Genomic DNA, 18,966 nt, shown 5'->3' with positions numbered 1-18,966 from the left:
AAAGGCGATATGTGTCAGGCCACAGCCTGCACCTCGACCGGCACGATCAGGCTGGCGTGATTGCCTTTCGGGCCTTCATGGACATCGAACTGAACCTGCTGGCCTGCCTTAAGCGTGCGGTAGCCTTCCATCTGAATGGTGGAGTAGTGCGCAAAAATATCTTCGCCACCGCCAATCGGACAGATAAAGCCAAAGCCTTTGGAATTGTTGAACCATTTAACTGTGCCCGTCTCCATGCTTTTACTTCCCTCGCAAGACATTTTATAAGTAGGTGAGGTCATCGAAGCTGTGAGTCGGATTTGATTAAAACTCAATCAGCCTGTGCAGCTAGAATGTAGAGAAAGCGCGGCTGACGTCAAGCAAACCACCGGGCCAGGTGGGGAAAAAATCATCAAAATTTGAGGCAGTTAACGCTATTGCAAATTTTGTGATGCAGGTCGCGCAGGGGAATTTCTGAATAAATTTTCAGCAGCGGCATGCGGCTTGACAGGCATGTTAAACTCTCAATATGTAGCTACTTAAAGGCTAAAAGCAAAATCTCAACGGAACACTATGGCAAACGCAAACGACTGGCTTAACTTTGAACATCTGGCCGACGATAAAGTACGTGAAGGGTTAAAGCCGCCTTCTATGTATAAAGTCATTCTGAATAATGACGATTATACACCTATGGAATTTGTTATTGACGTTGTACAAAAGTTCTTTTCTTATGATGTTGAACGTGCAACGCAGCTGATGTTGAAAGTTCACTATCACGGCAAGGCGATCTGTGGTGTATTTACTGCAGAAGTCGCCGAAACAAAAGCGGCCCAGGTGAACAACTATGCACGGGAAAATCATCATCCGTTGCTGTGTACGCTGGAAAAGGCCTGAACCCGTCTCCATATAGGAAACAGGTAAGGGCGATAATTGGGGGAGGTGCCTAATGCTCAATCAAGAACTGGAACTCAGTTTAAATATGGCTTTCGCCAGAGCGCGTGAGCACCGTCATGAGTTTATGACCGTCGAGCATCTGTTACTGGCGTTGCTCAGTAACCCGTCGGCCAGAGAGGCACTGGAAGCCTGTACGGTGGACATTGTGGCTCTGCGGCAGGAACTCGAAGCCTTCATCGAACAAACCACGCCCGTGCTGCCTGCCAGCGAAGAGGAGCGTGATACACAACCCACGCTTAGCTTCCAGCGCGTCCTGCAGCGTGCGGTTTTCCATGTCCAGTCATCCGGTCGCAGCGAAGTCTCCGGTGCGAATGTGCTGGTCGCCATTTTCAGCGAGCAGGAGTCGCAAGCGGCTTATCTGCTACGCAAACATGAAGTGAGCCGCCTTGATGTGGTGAACTTCATCTCTCACGGTACGCGTAAAGATGAGTCCGGCCAGGCGCCAGGCGCAGAAAATCCGGTTAACGAAGAGCAAGCAGGCGGGGAGGAGCGTATGGAAAACTTCACCACCAATCTTAATCAGCTTGCTCGCGTCGGTGGTATTGATCCACTGATTGGTCGCGATAAAGAGCTGGAACGTACCGTTCAGGTGCTATGTCGTCGCCGTAAAAATAACCCGCTGCTGGTGGGTGAGTCGGGTGTGGGTAAAACCGCCATTGCTGAAGGTCTCGCCTGGCGCATAGAGCAGGGCGATGTACCGGAAGTGATGAAAGACTGCACGATCTACTCGCTGGATATCGGTTCGTTATTAGCCGGCACCAAGTACCGTGGTGACTTTGAAAAACGTTTCAAAGCGCTGCTGAAACAGCTGGAGCAGGACGAACACAGCATTCTGTTTATCGATGAGATCCATACCATCATCGGTGCGGGTGCTGCATCCGGCGGGCAGGTCGATGCTGCGAACCTGATCAAACCTCTTCTTTCCTCTGGCAAGATTCGGGTGATGGGTTCCACCACCTATCAGGAATTCAGCAACATCTTTGAAAAAGATCGTGCCCTGGCGCGTCGCTTCCAGAAGATCGATATCACGGAGCCTTCACCAGAAGAGACCGTGCAGATCCTGAATGGCCTGAAGACCAAGTACGAAGCGCATCACGATGTGCGCTATACCGCGAAAGCGGTGCGCGCAGCCGTGGAACTGGCGGTGAAATATATCAACGACCGTCATCTGCCTGACAAGGCGATTGATGTGATTGATGAAGCGGGTGCGCGAGCGCGCCTGATGCCAGCCAGTAAGCGCAAGAAAACCATCAACGTCTCTGACATTGAAACGGTGGTGGCCCGTATTGCCCGTATTCCTGAGCAAAGCGTGTCAGCAAGCGACCGCGATACGCTGAAAAATCTGGGCGATCGTCTGAAGATGCTGGTGTTTGGTCAGGACAACGCCATTGAGGCGCTGACGGAAGCGATCAAAATGAGCCGTGCAGGTCTGGGTCAGGATCGTAAGCCCGTCGGTTCCTTCCTGTTTGCCGGGCCTACCGGTGTCGGTAAAACGGAAGTCACCGTGCAGCTGGCGAAAGCGCTGGGCATTGAGTTGCTGCGCTTTGATATGTCCGAGTATATGGAGCGTCACACCGTCAGCCGTTTGATTGGTGCGCCTCCGGGTTACGTCGGTTTTGATCAGGGCGGCCTGCTGACGGATGCGGTGATTAAGCATCCTCATGCGGTGGTGTTGCTGGATGAGATTGAGAAAGCACACCCGGATGTCTTCAACCTGCTGCTGCAGGTGATGGATAACGGTATGCTGACCGACAACAACGGTCGCAAAGCGGACTTCCGCAATGTGGTGCTGGTCATGACCACTAACGCCGGTGTCCGCGAGACTGAACGTAAGTCGATTGGCCTGATTCATCAGGACAACAGCACCGATGCCATGGAAGAGATCAAAAAGATGTTTTCTCCAGAGTTTCGTAACCGTCTCGACAACATTATCTGGTTCAGTCACCTGTCACCAGAGGTGATCCATCAGGTGGTCGACAAGTTCATTGTCGAGTTGCAGGCGCAGCTGGATGCCAAAGGCGTGTCGCTGGAAGTCAGCGATGAAGCACGCGACTGGCTTGCTGAGAAAGGCTACGACAAAGCGATGGGCGCTCGTCCGATGGCGCGCACCGTGCAGGACAGCCTGAAGAAACCGTTAGCCAATGAACTGCTGTTTGGTTCGCTGGTGGATGGCGGCTCGGTGTCAGTGGCGCTGGATCGTGAGAAAGGTGAACTGACCTATCACTTCCTGAGTGCTGAAAAACGCAAAACCGAAGGCACGGTGCATTAATCACCTGCTGCAGATATGAAAAAGGCCGGATTAAAATCCGGCCTTTTTTTTCGCTGCAAATTGCAGAGCGATGAGATTACTGCAAATTAGCGACTACGGAAGACAATGCGGCCTTTGCTCAGGTCGTACGGGGTCAGCTCAACGGTCACTTTGTCACCCGTCAGGATGCGGATGTAGTTTTTGCGCATTTTACCGGAGATATGAGCAGTAACCACGTGTCCGTTCTCAAGTTCTACGCGGAACATGGTGTTAGGTAACGTATCCAGTACGGTACCTTGCATTTCAATATTGTCTTCTTTGGCCATCGAATCCTCTGGGTGTACTACCTTTCAGTTGAACCGGCAAGATAATGCCCAATTCAACGATTTATGTAAAGAACCGTCGGCGATTTTGCCAACGCTTTGCCGGGGTGCACGTCAGTCGCGCGCATCCGGTAAAATTAGGGTGTTTATGTGACGTCTGCGGGGGATTAGCGGGCTAAGAATCTGTATCAACCGGTTACACGCGCACGATTGAAAACAGTTCCGAGAGTGCGTTGAGATTCCCAGCCTGGCAATTCCGGCTCGTTATTGCGAAGCGCGGACGACATACCAAACTCGACCATTATACCACTTAATACGCCTTTATGTGTGCAAAACATCTCTGTGCGACTAAAAAAGGGTTTGTGTCTGCCAGCAGCCATCGCTGACAGGCTGGCACGCAAGGCTTTGTACATATTGCAGATAGTCAGCGCGTGGGATCTCCTGCGCGCCCAAAGAGGCCGTATGAGGGTTAAGTACCTGACAATCCACCAGACGGCCCTGATGTCTGAGGAAATGCTGACAAAATACCCAAAGTGCGGTTTTTGACGCATTCTGCTGACGGCTGAACATTGATTCGCCGCAGAAGATTTGCCCCATCGCCAGCCCATACATGCCACCTGCCAGCTGATGTTCATCCCACACCTCAATGGAGTGGGCGTGGCCCAGTTCATACAATCGCAACCAGGCGCGCTTCATTTCAAAGGTGATCCAGGTGCCTTCCTCGCGACCGGTGGCACAGCCCTCGATCACCTCGGCAAATGACTCATTCATCGTCACCCGATAGGGCGAACGGCTGTGGAAACGCTTCATGCTCCGGCTGAGATGAAACTGCTCAGGCAACAGCACTGCACGGGGATCGGGCGACCACCAGAGAATCGGGTCGCCAGAAGAAAACCACGGAAAGATGCCGCGCTGATAAGCGTTAAGTAACCGGGCAGGGGAGAGATCACCCCCCATGGCCAGCAGGCCGTTTGGCTCGCGCAGCGCCATCTCCGGTGGGGGAAATTGCAAAGATTCCCGTGACAGTTGTACCAGTCTCATCGCGTTTTGTTACCTATCAGCATTTCGCTAAGACTATAGCGCAATCCGCTGCCGGAAACGCCAGTACCGACCCGCTTTTGAGATTAATTCGGCATGACTTCCCTGTTCCACAATCACGCCATTATCCATCACGCAGATGCGATCCATCTGCTCCAGGCCGCTGAGCCGGTGGGTGACCATTATTACGGTCTTGCCAGCGGTCAGCCGCTGCAGCAGGGTGAGGATATGCTGCTCGGTTGTGGCATCCAGTCCTTCGGTGGGTTCATCCAGCAGCCAGAGATCGCCGTTATGCAGTAACGCACGCGCCAGCGCCAGCCGACGCAGTTCGCCGCCTGACAGCGGGCGACCGCCTTCTCCCATCCAGGCGTTTAATCCTTCCGGGCTCTCAAGCAGGCGCTGCAGGCCGACGTCATTCAGCACGCGGCGTAACTGCTCATCAGTAGCATCGGGACAGGCCAGCAGTAGGTTATCACGCAGGCTCTGACTGAAGAGATGAACCCGCTGAGTCACCACGCTGATGCGCTGACGCAGCGCTGGCTCTGACCATGCGGTGATCGGCAGGTCATTCAGGCTGATAACACCGTGCTGGCTATCCCAGCCACGGGTTAACAGCGCCAGCAGAGTGGATTTGCCGCAGCCGGTCGGCCCCAGCAGTGCAATGTGTTCACCGGCTGCCACCTTAAGGGTAAAGCGGTTCAGCACCTTATCCGGGCGGTCGGGATAGCTGAAGTCGAGCTGATCGATAGCAACCGCGAGTCGTCCTGGCCGGGCGTCTGAATCTGCCGGAAAGGTGATAGCGGGTGACTGATCGATAATGTCATTGACTCGCTGAGCGGCATTTATCACCTGCGACATGGGCAGAAAGGCCCCTGCAACCGGTGCCAGCGCCTCGAAAGCAGCCAGCGCGCAAAACACCACCAGGGCAATCAGCGAGCCGGGCAACTGCTGCTGGCTGATTGTCGCCGCACTGAGCCAGAGCAACAGTGTGACGGTTACGCCGCTGATCAGCAGCAGCAGGCTCTGTGCCGCAGCCTGCAAGCGCTGTTGCTGGCTCTGAGCCTGCTGCCAGCGCTGTTCATCTTCATCAAGTTGCTGACGCCAGTCCCGCGAGGCACCGTACAGGGTGAGCTCAGCCTGAGCCGCCAGCCACTGCATCAGCTGTAAGCGCCAGCGGGCGCGCCCACGGGCAATCGTGCCGCCTGCGGGCGATCCCAGACGGTAAAACAGCGCTGGCATCACCACCAGCGTACTCAGCATGATGCCGCCCAGCGTCAGTGCCAGCTGAAGATCGATAAAGCTCATTCCGAGGGTAACCACGACAATCACCACCAGTGCGCCGATCAGCGGCGAGATGACGCGCAGATAGAGGTGATCCAGCGTATCGACATCGGCCACGAAGCGGTTGAGCAGGTCCGCCTGCCGGAACCGCGAAAGCTGGCCTGGCGAAAGGGCCATCAGGCGACTGAAGGTGTGGACACGCAGATGCTGAAGAACCCTGAATGTTGCATCGTGGCTGACCAGCCGTTCAGCATAGCGTGCGGCAGTGCGAATGATGGCGGCGCCACGTACGCCTGCCGCAGGCAGCATATAGTTGAAGGTATAGAGACCGGCTACGCCTGCCACTGACGAGGCGGCCAGAAACCAGCCTGAAAGCGTCAGCAGGCCGATGCTGGCCAGCAGGGTAACAATCGCCAGCACGATGCCCAGCGCCAGGCGATAAGGGTGGCGCAGCCAGAGACGAAGAAAAGGACGCAAGGCGGACATCAGCGAATCTCCTGTTGACGATGCTTCAGCATCTCACTGAACGCACCCGGCTGTTGCGACAGCTGCTGCCAGTTACCCTGTTGCACCAGCTTACCGGCTTCCATTACCCAGAGGGTCTGCCAGTGACTTAGCGTATCAATCTGATGAGTTATCATCAGCGTGGTCTGGCGGGCTGCCGCCTGGTTAAGTGCCAGCATCACATGACGTTCACTGAGCGCATCCAGGCTGGCTGCGGGTTCATCGAGCAGCAAAAAATGCGAGGATTTATAGAGTGCGCGCGCGACCGCGACCCGCTGCGCCTGACCCACCGACAGCTGATTACCGCCATCGCCGGGCTGGGTGTCAATGCCCTGGGGCAGCCGAGGCAGGAACTCATTAATGCCGCACGACTCCAGCAGCGCCGCAAAACGCTCGTCATCCCAGGCCGCATTCATCACGATATTGTCGCGCAAGGTGGCGGCCGGTAACTGAGGATTCTGTCCTACCCAACTGAGTTGCTGATGCCAGTCACTCCGTCGTATATCGCGAAGTTCAACGCCATTCGCTTTCAGCGAACCCTGATAAGGCAGAAAACCGAGCAGGGCGTTCATCAGGGCCGTTTTACCTGCCCCGCTTTGACCGACCAGCGCAATCTGTTCGCCAGGGACGACAGTAAAAGAGAGCGGGCCGCACAACACCTGACCATCAGGCGCACAGACACGCAGATCTTCGGCGGTAAGTGCGATTGAGCGATCGGCAGTGAAGGGCAACTGGCCTTCCTGCGGCGCGGTGGCAGGCGTCGCCTGCATAAAGGCTTCAAGGGCATCGGCACCGCCTACAGCCTGGGCTTTGGCGTGATAGAAAGCGCCGAGATCGCGCAGCGGCTGGAAAAACTCCGGGGCGAGGATCAGCACCAGAAAGCCGGCAAACAGCGTCACGCCCTGGCCGTAATCACCAAAATGCAATTCGCCCAGATAGGAGAAGCCAAAGTAGACGGCCACCACGGCAATCGCCAGCGAGGCAAAAAACTCCAGTACGGCAGAGGAGAGAAAGGCTAAGCGCAGCACTTCCATGGTGCGCTGGCGAAAATCGGTGGTGGCGGTGGCAACCGCCTGCTGCTCCGCTGCGCCACGATGAAACAGCCGCAGCGTCTCTCTGCCGCGCAGGCGGTCGAGAAAGTTACCGCTCAGGCGGGCCAGCACCAGGAAGTTCCGGCGGTTGGCCTCGGCCGCACCCATCCCGACCAGCGCCATAAACAGCGGAATCAGTGGCGCGGTGGCAAACAGGATCAGACCCGCCGTCCAGTTGAGCGGAAAAATAGTCAGCAGAATGCAGCAGGGGATCAGCACCGCCAGGGTCATCTGCGGCAGATAGCGCGCGTAATACTCCTGCATCTCTTCGATCTGCTCCAGCAGCAGCGTCGCCCAGCTGCCGGCTGGCTTTCCCTGAATCCACGCCGGCCCCAGATCAGACAATCGGTCTAATACCTGCTGACGTAAAGCCTGACGGATAGCCTGTCCGGCACGATAACCGGTCAGTTCACGGGCATAGTTAATCAGGGCGCGGAGCACAAAGCAGAGCAGTAACAGCAGGATGCTGACAGTCAGGGATTCACGCGGCTGCTGGTCAACAATCAGAGCCTGCAGCAGCAAGGCCAGTAAACCCGCCTGAGCAATGATCAGAAGTGCACTTGCCATGCCCAGCAGGGTGTTGAGTCGCAACCAGCGACCGGCGAAATGACGTTGCTGACGAAGCCAGCGGGTAAGATGCTGCTGCCGCGATTTGTCCATGCGAGACCATGATGAATGTCGATGACGGGTGAAAATGGAAAGACATTTCCATCTCTTCAGGCGCAAGAATCTAGCATGAGAGCAATAAAAAAGGCGACGGAAAAACCGTCGCCTGGAACATTTGAGATCAGAGGGTTAACAACTTACTGATCGTTTTTAACCAGTCCGTCAAGAAAGCGCTCAGCGTCTAACGCGGCCATACAGCCGGTGCCCGCAGAGGTGATCGCCTGACGATAGATATGGTCCATCACATCGCCTGCCGCAAAGACGCCAGGGATGCTGGTCTGAGTGGCGTTGCCGTGCAGACCTGACTGAACTTTGATGTAACCGTTCTCCAGCGCCAGCTGACCCTCAAAAATGGCCGTATTCGGACTGTGTCCGATAGCAACAAAGAGACCCGCCACCTCCAGCGCTTCTGTCTCATCACTGTTCTGGGTAGAACGCAGCGTCAGACCGGTGACACCCATCTGATCGCCCACCACTTCTTCCAGCGTGCGATGGGTGTGCAGAACGATATTGCCATTGCGCACTTTTTCCATCAGGCGGTCGATCAGGATCTTCTCTGCGCGGAAGCTGTCACGACGGTGAATAAGGTGCACTTCAGCCGCAATATTCGCCAGGTAGAGCGCCTCTTCCACAGCCGTGTTGCCACCGCCAATCACCGCGACTTTCTGGTTGCGATAGAAGAAGCCGTCACAGGTTGCACAGGCAGAGACGCCTTTGCCTTTGAAGGCCTCTTCGGAAGGCAGACCGAGGTAGCGCGCTGACGCACCGGTGGCGATGATCAGGGCATCTGCCGTGTATTCGCCGCTGTCACCCGTAAGGCGGAACGGACGGTTCTGCAAATCGACGGTGTGAATGTGATCGAAAATGATCTCAGTATTAAATTTTTCGGCATGCTCATGCATCCGCTCCATCAGCGATGGACCTGTCAGATCGTGCGGGTCGCCCGGCCAGTTCTCCACCTCGGTGGTAGTGGTCAGCTGTCCGCCTTTTTCCAGACCCGTGATCAGTACTGGGTTCAGATTGGCGCGTGCAGCATAAACGGCTGCGGTATAACCCGCTGGGCCGGAGCCCAGAATGAGTAACTTACTGTGTTTGGCCGTACTCATGCGTTCCTCAGTTTCATTCGGCTGACATAGCCTGCGATTGTAGGGAATATCCGGCGACAATGACAAGGCTTCGGCAATTTTGTTAACGATAGCTGCAAACGGCGTAGACGATGAGCGACGGTTTTGCCTGGCCAATGCGCCAAAAGGGGGCAAAACTCGGGTCAGAGGGGTGCAATAGTGGAAAAATAGTCATTTAAAAACAGATACCCAGCGAACTGTCTGGCATCTTGTCCTGAATTTGGTGATTTTACTTTGACAATCGCCTGCGCTTTTGCGAAAACATTATCAGAAGCGAATAACATTTATCGGAACAAAACAGGTTTTCATCGCCCGTTTTGCACGTAACGCCGAATAAAAGCAGCCTGATATGGATAATGACGCATGATGTGGACAGACAACATGCGTCATATCGATAGGTGTCAGAACACAGGCTCTGTTAGCTCACTTCAGAAATGCCCCGAACAATGAGCGTTTTCAGGGCGTGGCAGGTAAAGGGAAGGAATTAAGAGAGACAATAATAATGGTAGACAATAAGAAACGCCCCGGGAAAGACCTCGACAGAATTGACAGGAACATTCTGAATGAACTTCAGAAAGATGGTCGCATTTCAAACGTAGAGCTTTCCAAACGCGTAGGCTTATCGCCTACGCCATGTCTTGAACGCGTGCGTCGTCTCGAACGTCAGGGATTTATTCTTGGCTACACCGCGCAGTTGAACCCGCACTATCTGGATGCGTCGCTGCTGGTGTTCGTTGAGATTACTCTGAATCGTGGTGCACCGGATGTGTTTGAGCAATTTAACGCCGCTGTGCAAAAACTTGAGGAAACTCAAGAGTGTCACCTCGTTTCCGGCGATTTCGACTACCTGCTGAAAACGCGCGTACCTGATATGTCAGCCTACCGTAAGCTGCTGGGTGAAACCCTGTTGCGCCTGCCGGGCGTAAACGACACGCGTACGTATGTGGTGATGGAAGAGGTTAAACAGAGCAATCGACTGGTGATCAAAACTCGCTGATGCGGGGCAGGTGCAAAACCTGTGAGATTTCGGTACACTCCTGTGCATTCATACAGGATCAGCGTCGGGCTCGCCCGGCGCTGTTGCTTCTTACTTTACAGGCACCTGGAGAGTCCTCTTGAGCCAGGAATATACAGAAGATAAAGACGTTTCGTTACAATCGATGAGCAGTGGACGTCGTCTGCTGGAAGCAATGCTCATTCTGGTGGCGCTGTTTGCCATCTACCTGATGGTTTCTCTGGTCAGTTTTAACCCTTCCGACCCGAGCTGGTCGCAAACGGCCTGGCATGAACCTATCCATAATATCGGCGGCAGCGTCGGTGCCTGGCTGGCTGACACCTTACTTTTCATCTTTGGTGTGATGGCGTATGCCATTCCGCCCGTCATCCTGGGACTGTGCTGGATTGCTTTCCGTCAGCGCGACAGCCAGGACTACTTTGACTACTTTGCCGTCGGGCTGCGCTTAATTGGCGTCCTCGCGCTGGTGGTGACGACCTGTGGTATGGCGGCGCTGAATGCCGATGATATCTGGTACTTTGCCTCGGGCGGCGTGATCGGCAGCCTGGTCAGTAATGCTATTGCACCCTGGTTCAGTCCGGCTGGCGGCACGCTGATGCTGCTCTGCGTCTGGGCGGCGGGCATTACCCTTTACACCGGCTGGTCATGGCTCACCATTGCAGAAAGAATTGGTGGCGTAGTCATGGGCGTACTGACGTTTGCAAGCAACCGCTCTCGTCACGATGAACCCTGGCAGGAAGAGGATGACGGGCGGGACGCCCGTGAATACGCGGATGTGCCTGAGCTTCATGCCGCCGATCAGGATGATGATGTGCTGCTTTCTGCCCCACGTGCAGCTGCTGAGCCTGCGGCGTCACAACAGGATCCGCTGCTGGCTAAAGCTGCAGCAGCCACCAGTGCGGCAGTCGCGGCCACCGCTGAAGCCGCCGAGGTGACCCTCGCCCCTGCAGCCACGGTGACGCCAGCATCTGTCGCTGCACCTGCTGCTGCGGTTACAGCTTCGGCGCCTGCCGCGTCAGCGACATCCATCCCTGCATCGCCGTCTGCACAACCTGCGCCTGCGTACGCACAGAGCGCGCCAGCTCCGCAGAGTGTGGCGAATTCCCCGACGCCGCCGCAGAGTGCTTCTGCACCCGCAGACTCACCACCGCTTTATCACTTTGAAATGCCAGACGACGCTCCGGCTACGCCGTCGTTCAGTGCTTACGACGATGATGAACCTAAAATGGGTAACTGGCGGGATACGTCAGCCATCCCTGCGGCAGCCGCTGCAACGGCAGCCCAGGCAACAACGCGTACTGCGCCTGTTTTTGATTTAGCCCCTGAAACCAATCTCAATCCGCAGGTTAAACAAGGTATCGGCCCGGCACTGCCGCGTCCTAACCCGGTAAAACTGCCAACCCGTCGTGAGCTGGCCTCTTATGGCATTAAGCTGCCTTCTCAGCGCATGGCAGAAGAGAAAGCGAAAACGGAAGAGACCGAACCGGTTAGTGCTGGCTCCGTTTCCTCTGCTCCGGATGCTGAAGAGGCGCTGCAGCAGGCTGAACTGCGACAGGCTTTCCAGTCTGAACAGCAGCAGCGTTACGGCACCAGCTGGCAGCAGGACGAGGAAGATGAACAGGATGCACAGCAGCAGGATGCACTGGCCCGTCAGTTCGCCGAGCAGCAACAGCAGCGCTATGAGCCAGAAGTGAAAAAAGAGCCGGTATTCAATATTGATACCGCCTCAGCGTTTGATTTTTCACCGATGAAAGATCTGGTGGATGACGGTCCTTCTGAACCGCTGTTTACCATTGCGGCGACGCCAGAACCTGAAGCTCCAGCGGTTTCACACGAACCCTGGCAGCAGGTGAGTGAGGTTTCAAGACCTCAGGCTCCGGCTCATGTTCCTGCACCAGCCAGCTTTGCCCCGGCAGAACCTGCCTATAGCGCCCCGGCAGCACCGTCTGAACCTGACTATGCTGCGCCTGCGGCAACCTCTGCGCCCGCTTATGGTGCCCCTGCGGCTCCTCAGGCTCCGGCTTACGCTGCGCCTGCCTTTGGCACGCCAGCGGCAGCGCCGGTTCAGCCGGTGGAAGAGGCGAGACCTTCACTGCATGACAGCCTGATTCATCCATTCCTGATGCGTCACGAGCAGCCGCTGGAGAAACCTTCCACGCCACTGCCTTCGCTGGATCTGCTGACCGCACCGCCTGAAGAGGAAGAACCGGTTGATATGTTCTCGCTGGAGCAGACTGCCCGTCTGGTGGAGTCGCGCTTAGGCGATTATCGCGTCAAAGCGGAGGTGGTCGGTATCTCGCCTGGCCCGGTTATTACCCGTTTCGAACTTGACCTGGCACCGGGCGTTAAAGCGGCGCGTATCTCCAATCTGTCCCGCGATCTGGCGCGTTCGCTGTCGACGGTAGCGGTTCGTGTGGTGGAAGTGATCCCAGGCAAACCCTACGTAGGTCTGGAACTGCCAAACAAGCATCGTCAGACCGTCTATCTGCGTGAAGTGCTGGATTGTCCTAAATTCCGCGACAACCCTTCACCGCTGGCCGTCGTACTGGGTAAAGATATTGCCGGTCAGCCGGTGGTGGCCGATCTGGCGAAAATGCCACACTTACTTGTCGCCGGTACCACCGGTTCTGGTAAGTCTGTGGGCGTGAACGCCATGATTATCAGCATGCTGTATAAGGCGACGCCGGAAGAAGTTCGCTTCATCATGATCGACCCGAAAATGCTTGAGCTGTCGGTCTATGAAGGTATTCCGCATCTGCTGACCGAAGTGGTCACAGACATGAAGGATGCTGCCAATGCGCTGCGCTGGAGCGTCGGTGAAATGGAGCGTCGCTACAAGCTGATGTCGGCGCTGGGCGTGCGTAATCTGGCGGGCTACAACGAAAAAGTGGAACAGGCCGAAGCGATGGGTCGTCCGATTCCCGATCCGTTCTGGAAGCCGGGCGACAGCATGGATATGACGCCGCCGGTTCTGGAGAAGCTGCCTTATATTGTTGTGATGGTCGATGAGTTTGCTGACCTGATCATGGCAGTCGGTAAAAAGGTGGAAGAGCTGATTGCCCGCCTGGCACAGAAAGCCCGTGCTGCCGGCATCCATCTGGTACTGGCGACACAGCGTCCATCCGTGGATGTCATTACCGGTCTGATCAAAGCGAACATTCCGACGCGTATCGCCTTTACCGTTTCCAGCAAAATTGATTCACGTACCATTCTCGATCAGGGCGGAGCGGAGTCATTGCTGGGTATGGGTGACATGCTCTACATGCCGCCGAACTCCTCGCTGCCGATTCGTGTTCACGGTGCGTTTGTTCGTGACCAGGAAGTGCATGCAGTGGTTCAGGACTGGAAAGCGCGTGGTCGTCCGCAATATATCGACAGCATTACGGCGGGCGAAGAGAGCGAAAATGCCGGTGGCATCGACAGTGATGAAGAGCTCGATCCGCTGTTCGATCAGGCGGTCGGTTTTGTGGTCGATAAGCGCCGTGCGTCGATTTCAGGCGTTCAGCGTCAGTTCCGCATCGGCTATAACCGCGCGGCACGTATCATTGAACAGATGGAAGCGCAGGGCATCGTTTCTGCACCAGGACACAATGGTAACCGTGAAGTGCTGTCGCCACCGCCACACGATATGTAGTGGCTAAATGTTTTGAAACACAACGCAATGAGCCAGTTCCGACTGGCTCATTGTTTTTATGCGGTTAAACCCCATATCTGAATCAGCTTTCGGTTTTTTCCTCTGTTCTGATGGCGGAACGGCGGCCAGGCTTAATGCAGTTATCGATGGGAACGTTTAAATAAGGAATTGAAGCAGATGAAATTACGCGTAATCGCTCTGGGCCTGTTGGCCACCTTTTCTTCAGCCAGCGTTCTGGCTGATGCTTCCAGTGATCTGCAACAGCGCCTGAACAAGGTCAGCAGCTTCCACGCCAGCTTCACCCAAAAAGTGACCGACAGCAGCGGCGCGAATGTGCAGGACGGCGAAGGCGAATTGTGGGTAAAACGTCCCAGCCTGTTTAACTGGCACATGACCGCGCCGGACGAAAGCATCATCATCTCCGACGGTAAATCGCTGTGGTTCTACAACCCGTTTGTTGAGCAGGCGACAGTCAGCCTGTTGCAGAATGCGACCAGCAACACGCCCTTTATGCTGATTGCCCGCAACCAGTCAAATGACTGGAAGCAGTACAATATCAAACAGCAGGGTGACAATTTTGAACTGACACCTAAGAACAGCGACGGCAACCTGAAACAGTTCACCATCCAGGTGACGTCCAGCGGGACCATCAACCGCTTCAGTGCTATCGAGCAGGATGGCCAGCGCAGCGATTACCAGCTGAAAAGCCAGCAGAATGGCGCTATCAGCCCGGATAAATTCACGTTCACACCGCCAAAAGGCGTGACGGTGGACGACCAACGTCAGTGAGGTCACGGTGAGTAACCTGTCCCTGGATTTTTCCACCGAAAATTTCAAACCTCTGGCCGCGCGTATGCGGCCAGAAACATTGAAACAGTACATTGGTCAGCAACATCTGCTGGGCGCAGGCAAACCTCTGCCGCGCGCGATTGAAGCAGGGCACCTGCATTCAATGATCCTGTGGGGACCTCCCGGGACCGGCAAGACCACGCTGGCTGAGATCATTGCCCATTACGGTAACGCCGATGTGGAGCGTATTTCGGCCGTCACCTCCGGCGTAAAAGAGATCCGTGAGGCGATTGAGCGGGCCCGTCAGAATAAACATGCCGGGCGGCGCACGATCCTGTTTGTGGACGAGGTCCATCGGTTCAACAAGAGCCAGCAGGATGCCTTTCTGCCCCATATCGAAGATGGCACCATTACCTTTATTGGTGCGACCACCGAAAACCCCTCTTTTGAACTTAACTCTGCGTTGTTGTCACGCGCCCGCGTTTACCTGCTGAAATCACTGACTCTGGAAGATATTGAGCAGGTGCTGGATCAGGCGATGCAGGATAAAGCGCGAGGTTATGGCGACAGTGACATCGTGCTGCCGGACAACACACGCAGGATGATCGCTGAACTGGTTAATGGTGATGCACGTCGGGCACTGAATACGCTGGAAATGATGGCTGATATGGCCGAAATCACCGCATCAGGTCAGCGAGAACTGACGCCGCAGCTGCTTAACGAAGTCTCTGGTGAGCGATCCGCGCGGTTTGATAATAAAGGCGATCGTTTTTACGATCTGATTTCCGCACTGCACAAATCGGTACGCGGCTCCGCACCGGATGCGGCGCTCTACTGGTATGCGCGCATTATCACTGCGGGCGGCGATCCGCTCTATGTGGCTCGTCGGTTGCTGGCAATCGCCTCCGAAGATGTCGGCAACGCCGATCCGCGCGGTATGCAGGTGGCGATTGCGGCCTGGGATTGCTTCACGCGCGTCGGTCCGGCAGAAGGGGAGCGTGCGATTGCCCAGGCCATTGTTTATCTGGCTTGCGCGCCTAAAAGTAATGCGGTCTACAACGCGTTTAAAGCCGCAATGCGTGATGCGCGCGACCATCCCGATTACGATGTGCCGGAACATCTGCGCAATGCCCCGACTAAGCTGATGAAAGAGATGGGCCTGGGTAAAGAGTACCGTTATGCCCATGATGAAACCAACGCCTATGCCGCGGGTGAAGTCTATTTTCCGCAGGAACTGGCCAGCGCGCGCTATTACACCCCAACCCAGCGCGGGCTTGAAGGCAAGATTGGTGAAAAGCTAAGCTGGCTGGCTGAGCAGGATCAAAATAGCCCGACAAAACGCTACCGCTGAAACAGACGTTACGGTAATGTGGGCAATGTTTTCAACGCATTCCGCTGGAATGCGTCCCTTCTTTCAACCAACTTTTTATACACAGGATAAGCATGCTCGATCCCAATCTGCTGCGTAACGAGCCAGACGCAGTCGCAGAAAAACTGGCACGCCGGGGATACAAACTGGATGTGGAAACGCTGCGTTCGCTTGAAGAGCGTCGCAAAGTGCTGCAGGTGGAAACAGAAAATCTGCAGGCAGAGCGTAACTCCCGATCCAAATCCATCGGTCAGGCCAAAGCACGTGGGGAAGACATCGAGCCGCTGCGTCAGGAAGTGAACGCGCTGGGCGAACGCCTGGATGCCGCAAAAGCAGAACTGGATGAACTGCAGAATCAAATCCGTGACTTCTCACTGGCACTGCCGAACATTCCGGCCGATGAAGTGCCGCTGGGCAAAGATGACAGCGAAAACCAGGAAGTGAGCCGCTGGGGTACCCCGCGCGAGTTCAGCTTCCCGGTTAAAGATCACGTTGAGCTGGGTGAAGCGGCTAAAGGCCTGGATTTTGCGTCTGCCGTGAAACTGACCGGTTCACGCTTTGTGGTCATGCAGGGGCAGATTGCCCGCCTGCACCGTGCACTGAGTCAGTTTATGATTGACCTGCACACCGAGCAGCATGGCTACCTTGAAACCTACGTGCCTTATCTGGTTAACCACGAAACGCTTTACGGTACCGGACAGCTGCCTAAGTTTGGCGAAGACCTGTTCCACACCCGTCCGCTGGAAGAGGAGTCAGACAGCAGCAACTATGCGTTAATTCCTACTGCGGAAGTGCCGCTGACTAACCTGGTGCGTGATGAGATCCTCGAAGAGGATAGCCTGCCGGTTAAACTGACTGCGCATACGCCGTGCTTCCGTTCTGAAGCGGGTTCTTACGGTCGTGACACGCGTGGCCTGATCCGTATGCACCAGTTCGACAAAGTTGAGATGGTGCAGATCGTCACGCCGGAGCAGTCAATGGATGCCCTGGAAGAGCTGACCGGTCACGCTGAGAAAGTGCTGCAGCTGCTGAACCTGCCATATCGTAAGGTTTTACTCTGCACCGGCGATATGGGCTTTGGATCGACTAAAACTTACGATCTGGAAGTCTGGCTACCGGCGCAGAATACCTATCGTGAAATTTCATCCTGTTCCAACATGGGTGATTTCCAGGCGCGTCGTATGCAGGCGCGTTGCCGCAACAAACAGGATAAGAAACCGCGTCTGGTTCATACCCTGAATGGCTCAGGGCTGGCCGTAGGCCGTACCCTGGTGGCGGTGCTGGAAAATTATCAGCAGGAAGATGGCCGCATCACTGTGCCTGAGGTTTTACGCCCCTATATGAATGGCGTCGAAATTATCGGCTAAGCAACAGTAACTCTCTGAACCCGGCCATGGCCGGGTTTTTTTATATTATTGCTCCGGAAAAACTGTTCTGTCAGGCCTCATTTTAATCACAAATAAACGTTATCGATATCAGCCAGGCCGGAATGGCTAAAAACCTAGTTTTTCATAGAGATAGCATTTAGCGACCTGCCGCTTCTTACGATTGTAACCCACTGAAGATTAGTAAATTAAATTGTCGCACAGCAAAATGTGCTGCCGTTAAAGTTCGCCCATTGACTTTAAAAAAGCCAGTGGCAAACTGCGCGCAATTTCCTTCATTTGCTCTGGTTTCTATCCCCTATGTCAACCTGGTCACGCCCCGTGATATTGCTGCTTTGCGGCCTGATGTTAATGACGGTCGCAATTGCCGTGCTGAATACGCTCGTTCCACTATGGCTGACGCATGACTTACTGACAACCTGGCAGGTGGGCATCGTAAGCTCCTCCTATTACACCGGTAATCTCGCAGGAACTCTGCTGGCTGGCTGGTTAATCAGGCATTACGGCTTCAACCGCAGCTACTACCTGGCTACCTTGATGTTTGCCGTCGCAACCCTGTGCCTGGCGATGATGTCGGGTTTCTGGGCATGGAGTTCAATGCGTTTCATCGCCGGTGTCGGCTGTGCGCTGATGTGGGTGGTGGTCGAGAGCGCACTTCTGTGCAGCGGAACGGTACGTAATCGGGGACAGCTGCTGGCGGCCTATATGGTTGTCTATTACATCGGCACCGTGACAGGCCAGTTGCTGGTCAGCAAACTGTCTACGGAATTACTCAGCGTGATTCCGTGGGTGACGTCGCTGGTCTTCTGCGCCGTGCTGCCACTGGTCTTTACTCGCGTCTCCGCCAGCGGTGAAGCGACAGAAGCCGCTCCGGCCCGCATCTGGCCGATGCTGCGTCGCCGTAGCTCACGTCTGGGCATCAATGGCTGCATTATCTCTGGCATCCTTCTGGGCTCGCTTTATGGCCTGATGCCGCTTTACCTGTCACATCAGGGAATGAGTGATGCCAATGTGGGTTACTGGATGGCGTTGCTGGTCAGCGCAGGCATTGTGGGCCAGTGGCCCATTGGCCGTCTGGCCGATCGTTTTGGTCGCATGCTGGTGCTGCGAGTTCAGGTCTTTGTGGTTATCCTGGGTGCGATGGCCATGTTAACCAATGCCGCGATGGCACCAGCGCTATTTGTTCTGGGGCTGGCAGGCTTCACACTCTATCCGGTGGCGATGTCCTGGGCTTGCGAGACGGTCGCACATCATGAACTGGTAGCGATGAATCAGGCACTGCTGATGAGTTATACCGTGGGCAGTCTGGCTGGACCGGCAATGACCTCTGTTCTGATGCAGAATTATTCTGACCAGCTGCTGTTCGTGATGATCGCTGCTGTGGCGCTGATTTATCTGGTGATGCTGCTGCGCAAAGCGAATCATCAGGCTACGCCAGTGGCACATGCCTGATCGCTGAACAGCAAAAAGGGAGCGTTAAGCTTAATGCCAGTCAGTTAAGCGACAGGTGATAACGCAGTCTGGTGCCGGGCAGGGGCTGGCGGTCCTCGCGCCGCTGCGCGGTTC

The 18,966-nt window shown here is 55.4% G+C and carries 14 protein-coding genes; 8 read left to right on the top strand and 6 right to left on the bottom strand.

Going from position 1 to position 18,966, the window contains the following annotated elements:
* Positions 1-14: 14 nt before the first annotated feature.
* Positions 15-236 carry a cold shock-like protein CspD gene (gene cspD, locus NR195_RS10965; RefSeq protein WP_010254451.1) on the bottom strand — a complete coding sequence of 74 codons (222 nt, stop codon included), beginning with the start codon at positions 234-236 and terminating at the stop codon, positions 15-17.
* Between the two features lie 316 nt (positions 237-552).
* Here cspD and clpS point away from each other — a divergent pair, with 316 nt between their 5' ends.
* Positions 553-873 carry an ATP-dependent Clp protease adapter ClpS gene (gene clpS / locus NR195_RS10960; protein WP_010254453.1) on the top strand — a complete coding sequence of 107 codons (321 nt, stop codon included), beginning with the start codon at positions 553-555 and terminating at the stop codon, positions 871-873.
* Positions 874-925: 52 nt separating this feature from the next.
* Positions 926-3,202: an ATP-dependent Clp protease ATP-binding subunit ClpA gene (clpA, locus tag NR195_RS10955; protein WP_010254457.1), complete on the top strand. Its 2,277-nt coding sequence runs from the start codon at positions 926-928 to the stop codon at positions 3,200-3,202.
* A gap of 86 nt (positions 3,203-3,288) precedes the next feature.
* On the opposite strand, the gene infA is transcribed toward clpA, so the two are convergent.
* The 5 genes from infA to trxB form a co-directional block, all read right to left on the bottom strand.
* Complete coding sequence (gene infA, locus NR195_RS10950; RefSeq protein WP_002211347.1) at positions 3,289-3,507, bottom strand: translation initiation factor IF-1; 219 nt, start codon at positions 3,505-3,507, stop codon at positions 3,289-3,291.
* Positions 3,508-3,852: 345 nt separating this feature from the next.
* Complete coding sequence (aat, locus tag NR195_RS10945; protein ID WP_010254921.1) at positions 3,853-4,545, bottom strand: leucyl/phenylalanyl-tRNA--protein transferase; 693 nt, start codon at positions 4,543-4,545, stop codon at positions 3,853-3,855.
* Between the two features lie 33 nt (positions 4,546-4,578).
* The gene (gene cydC, locus NR195_RS10940; protein ID WP_256844515.1) at positions 4,579-6,309 is read right to left on the bottom strand and encodes a cysteine/glutathione ABC transporter ATP-binding protein/permease CydC; all 1,731 of its coding nucleotides are present in this window, start codon (positions 6,307-6,309) and stop codon (positions 4,579-4,581) included.
* Entirely contained in the window at positions 6,309-8,078 is a 1,770-nt protein-coding gene (gene cydD / locus NR195_RS10935; RefSeq protein ID WP_256844514.1) for a cysteine/glutathione ABC transporter permease/ATP-binding protein CydD, read from the bottom strand. The genes cydC and cydD overlap by 1 nt, the downstream gene beginning before the upstream one ends.
* Positions 8,079-8,221: 143 nt before the next feature.
* Positions 8,222-9,190, bottom strand: a complete 969-nt coding sequence (gene trxB, locus NR195_RS10930; protein ID WP_003849329.1) for a thioredoxin-disulfide reductase — start codon at positions 9,188-9,190, stop codon at positions 8,222-8,224.
* 520 nt (positions 9,191-9,710) lie between these two features.
* On the opposite strand from trxB, the gene lrp reads away from it, so the two are divergent.
* From lrp to NR195_RS10900, 6 genes are all read left to right on the top strand, one after another.
* Complete coding sequence (gene lrp / locus NR195_RS10925) at positions 9,711-10,205, top strand: leucine-responsive transcriptional regulator Lrp (protein ID WP_006118610.1); 495 nt, start codon at positions 9,711-9,713, stop codon at positions 10,203-10,205.
* Positions 10,206-10,323: 118 nt separating this feature from the next.
* Positions 10,324-13,857, top strand: a complete 3,534-nt coding sequence (locus NR195_RS10920; RefSeq protein ID WP_256844513.1) for a DNA translocase FtsK 4TM domain-containing protein — start codon at positions 10,324-10,326, stop codon at positions 13,855-13,857.
* Between the two features lie 177 nt (positions 13,858-14,034).
* Positions 14,035-14,646, top strand: a complete 612-nt coding sequence (gene lolA / locus NR195_RS10915) for an outer membrane lipoprotein chaperone LolA (protein WP_003849334.1) — start codon at positions 14,035-14,037, stop codon at positions 14,644-14,646.
* A gap of 7 nt (positions 14,647-14,653) precedes the next feature.
* Positions 14,654-15,997 carry a replication-associated recombination protein A gene (locus tag NR195_RS10910; protein ID WP_033757131.1) on the top strand — a complete coding sequence of 448 codons (1,344 nt, stop codon included), beginning with the start codon at positions 14,654-14,656 and terminating at the stop codon, positions 15,995-15,997.
* A 92-nt stretch (positions 15,998-16,089) separates the two neighbouring features.
* Positions 16,090-17,382 carry a serine--tRNA ligase gene (serS, locus tag NR195_RS10905; RefSeq protein WP_010254930.1) on the top strand — a complete coding sequence of 431 codons (1,293 nt, stop codon included), beginning with the start codon at positions 16,090-16,092 and terminating at the stop codon, positions 17,380-17,382.
* Between the two features lie 318 nt (positions 17,383-17,700).
* Positions 17,701-18,852 (top strand): MFS transporter, encoded by a 1,152-nt coding sequence (locus NR195_RS10900; protein WP_010254932.1) that lies wholly within the window; start codon positions 17,701-17,703, stop codon positions 18,850-18,852.
* Positions 18,853-18,966 lie beyond the last annotated feature (114 nt).

This window comes from Pantoea sp. Ft-CA_14 (assembly GCF_024520875.1).
Lineage (GTDB): Bacteria > Pseudomonadota > Gammaproteobacteria > Enterobacterales > Enterobacteriaceae > Pantoea > Pantoea agglomerans.
Note: the sequence above shows the minus strand (reverse complement) of the source record. Positions and strands in the feature narration are given on the sequence as shown.

Bases quoted from the DNA above. Each gene is read 5' to 3' on its own strand.
- cspD (WP_010254451.1), bottom strand. From the start codon at position 236: ATGGAGACGGGCACAGTTAAATGGTTCAACAATTCCAAAGGCTTTGGC.
- clpS (WP_010254453.1), top strand. From the start codon at position 553: ATGGCAAACGCAAACGACTGGCTTAACTTTGAACATCTGGCCGACGAT.
- clpA (WP_010254457.1), top strand. From the start codon at position 926: ATGCTCAATCAAGAACTGGAACTCAGTTTAAATATGGCTTTCGCCAGA.
- infA (WP_002211347.1), bottom strand. From the start codon at position 3,507: ATGGCCAAAGAAGACAATATTGAAATGCAAGGTACCGTACTGGATACG.
- aat (WP_010254921.1), bottom strand. From the start codon at position 4,545: ATGAGACTGGTACAACTGTCACGGGAATCTTTGCAATTTCCCCCACCG.
- cydC (WP_256844515.1), bottom strand. From the start codon at position 6,309: ATGTCCGCCTTGCGTCCTTTTCTTCGTCTCTGGCTGCGCCACCCTTAT.
- cydD (WP_256844514.1), bottom strand. From the start codon at position 8,078: ATGGACAAATCGCGGCAGCAGCATCTTACCCGCTGGCTTCGTCAGCAA.
- trxB (WP_003849329.1), bottom strand. From the start codon at position 9,190: ATGAGTACGGCCAAACACAGTAAGTTACTCATTCTGGGCTCCGGCCCA.
- lrp (WP_006118610.1), top strand. From the start codon at position 9,711: ATGGTAGACAATAAGAAACGCCCCGGGAAAGACCTCGACAGAATTGAC.
- lolA (WP_003849334.1), top strand. From the start codon at position 14,035: ATGAAATTACGCGTAATCGCTCTGGGCCTGTTGGCCACCTTTTCTTCA.
- serS (WP_010254930.1), top strand. From the start codon at position 16,090: ATGCTCGATCCCAATCTGCTGCGTAACGAGCCAGACGCAGTCGCAGAA.
- NR195_RS10900 (WP_010254932.1), top strand. From the start codon at position 17,701: ATGTCAACCTGGTCACGCCCCGTGATATTGCTGCTTTGCGGCCTGATG.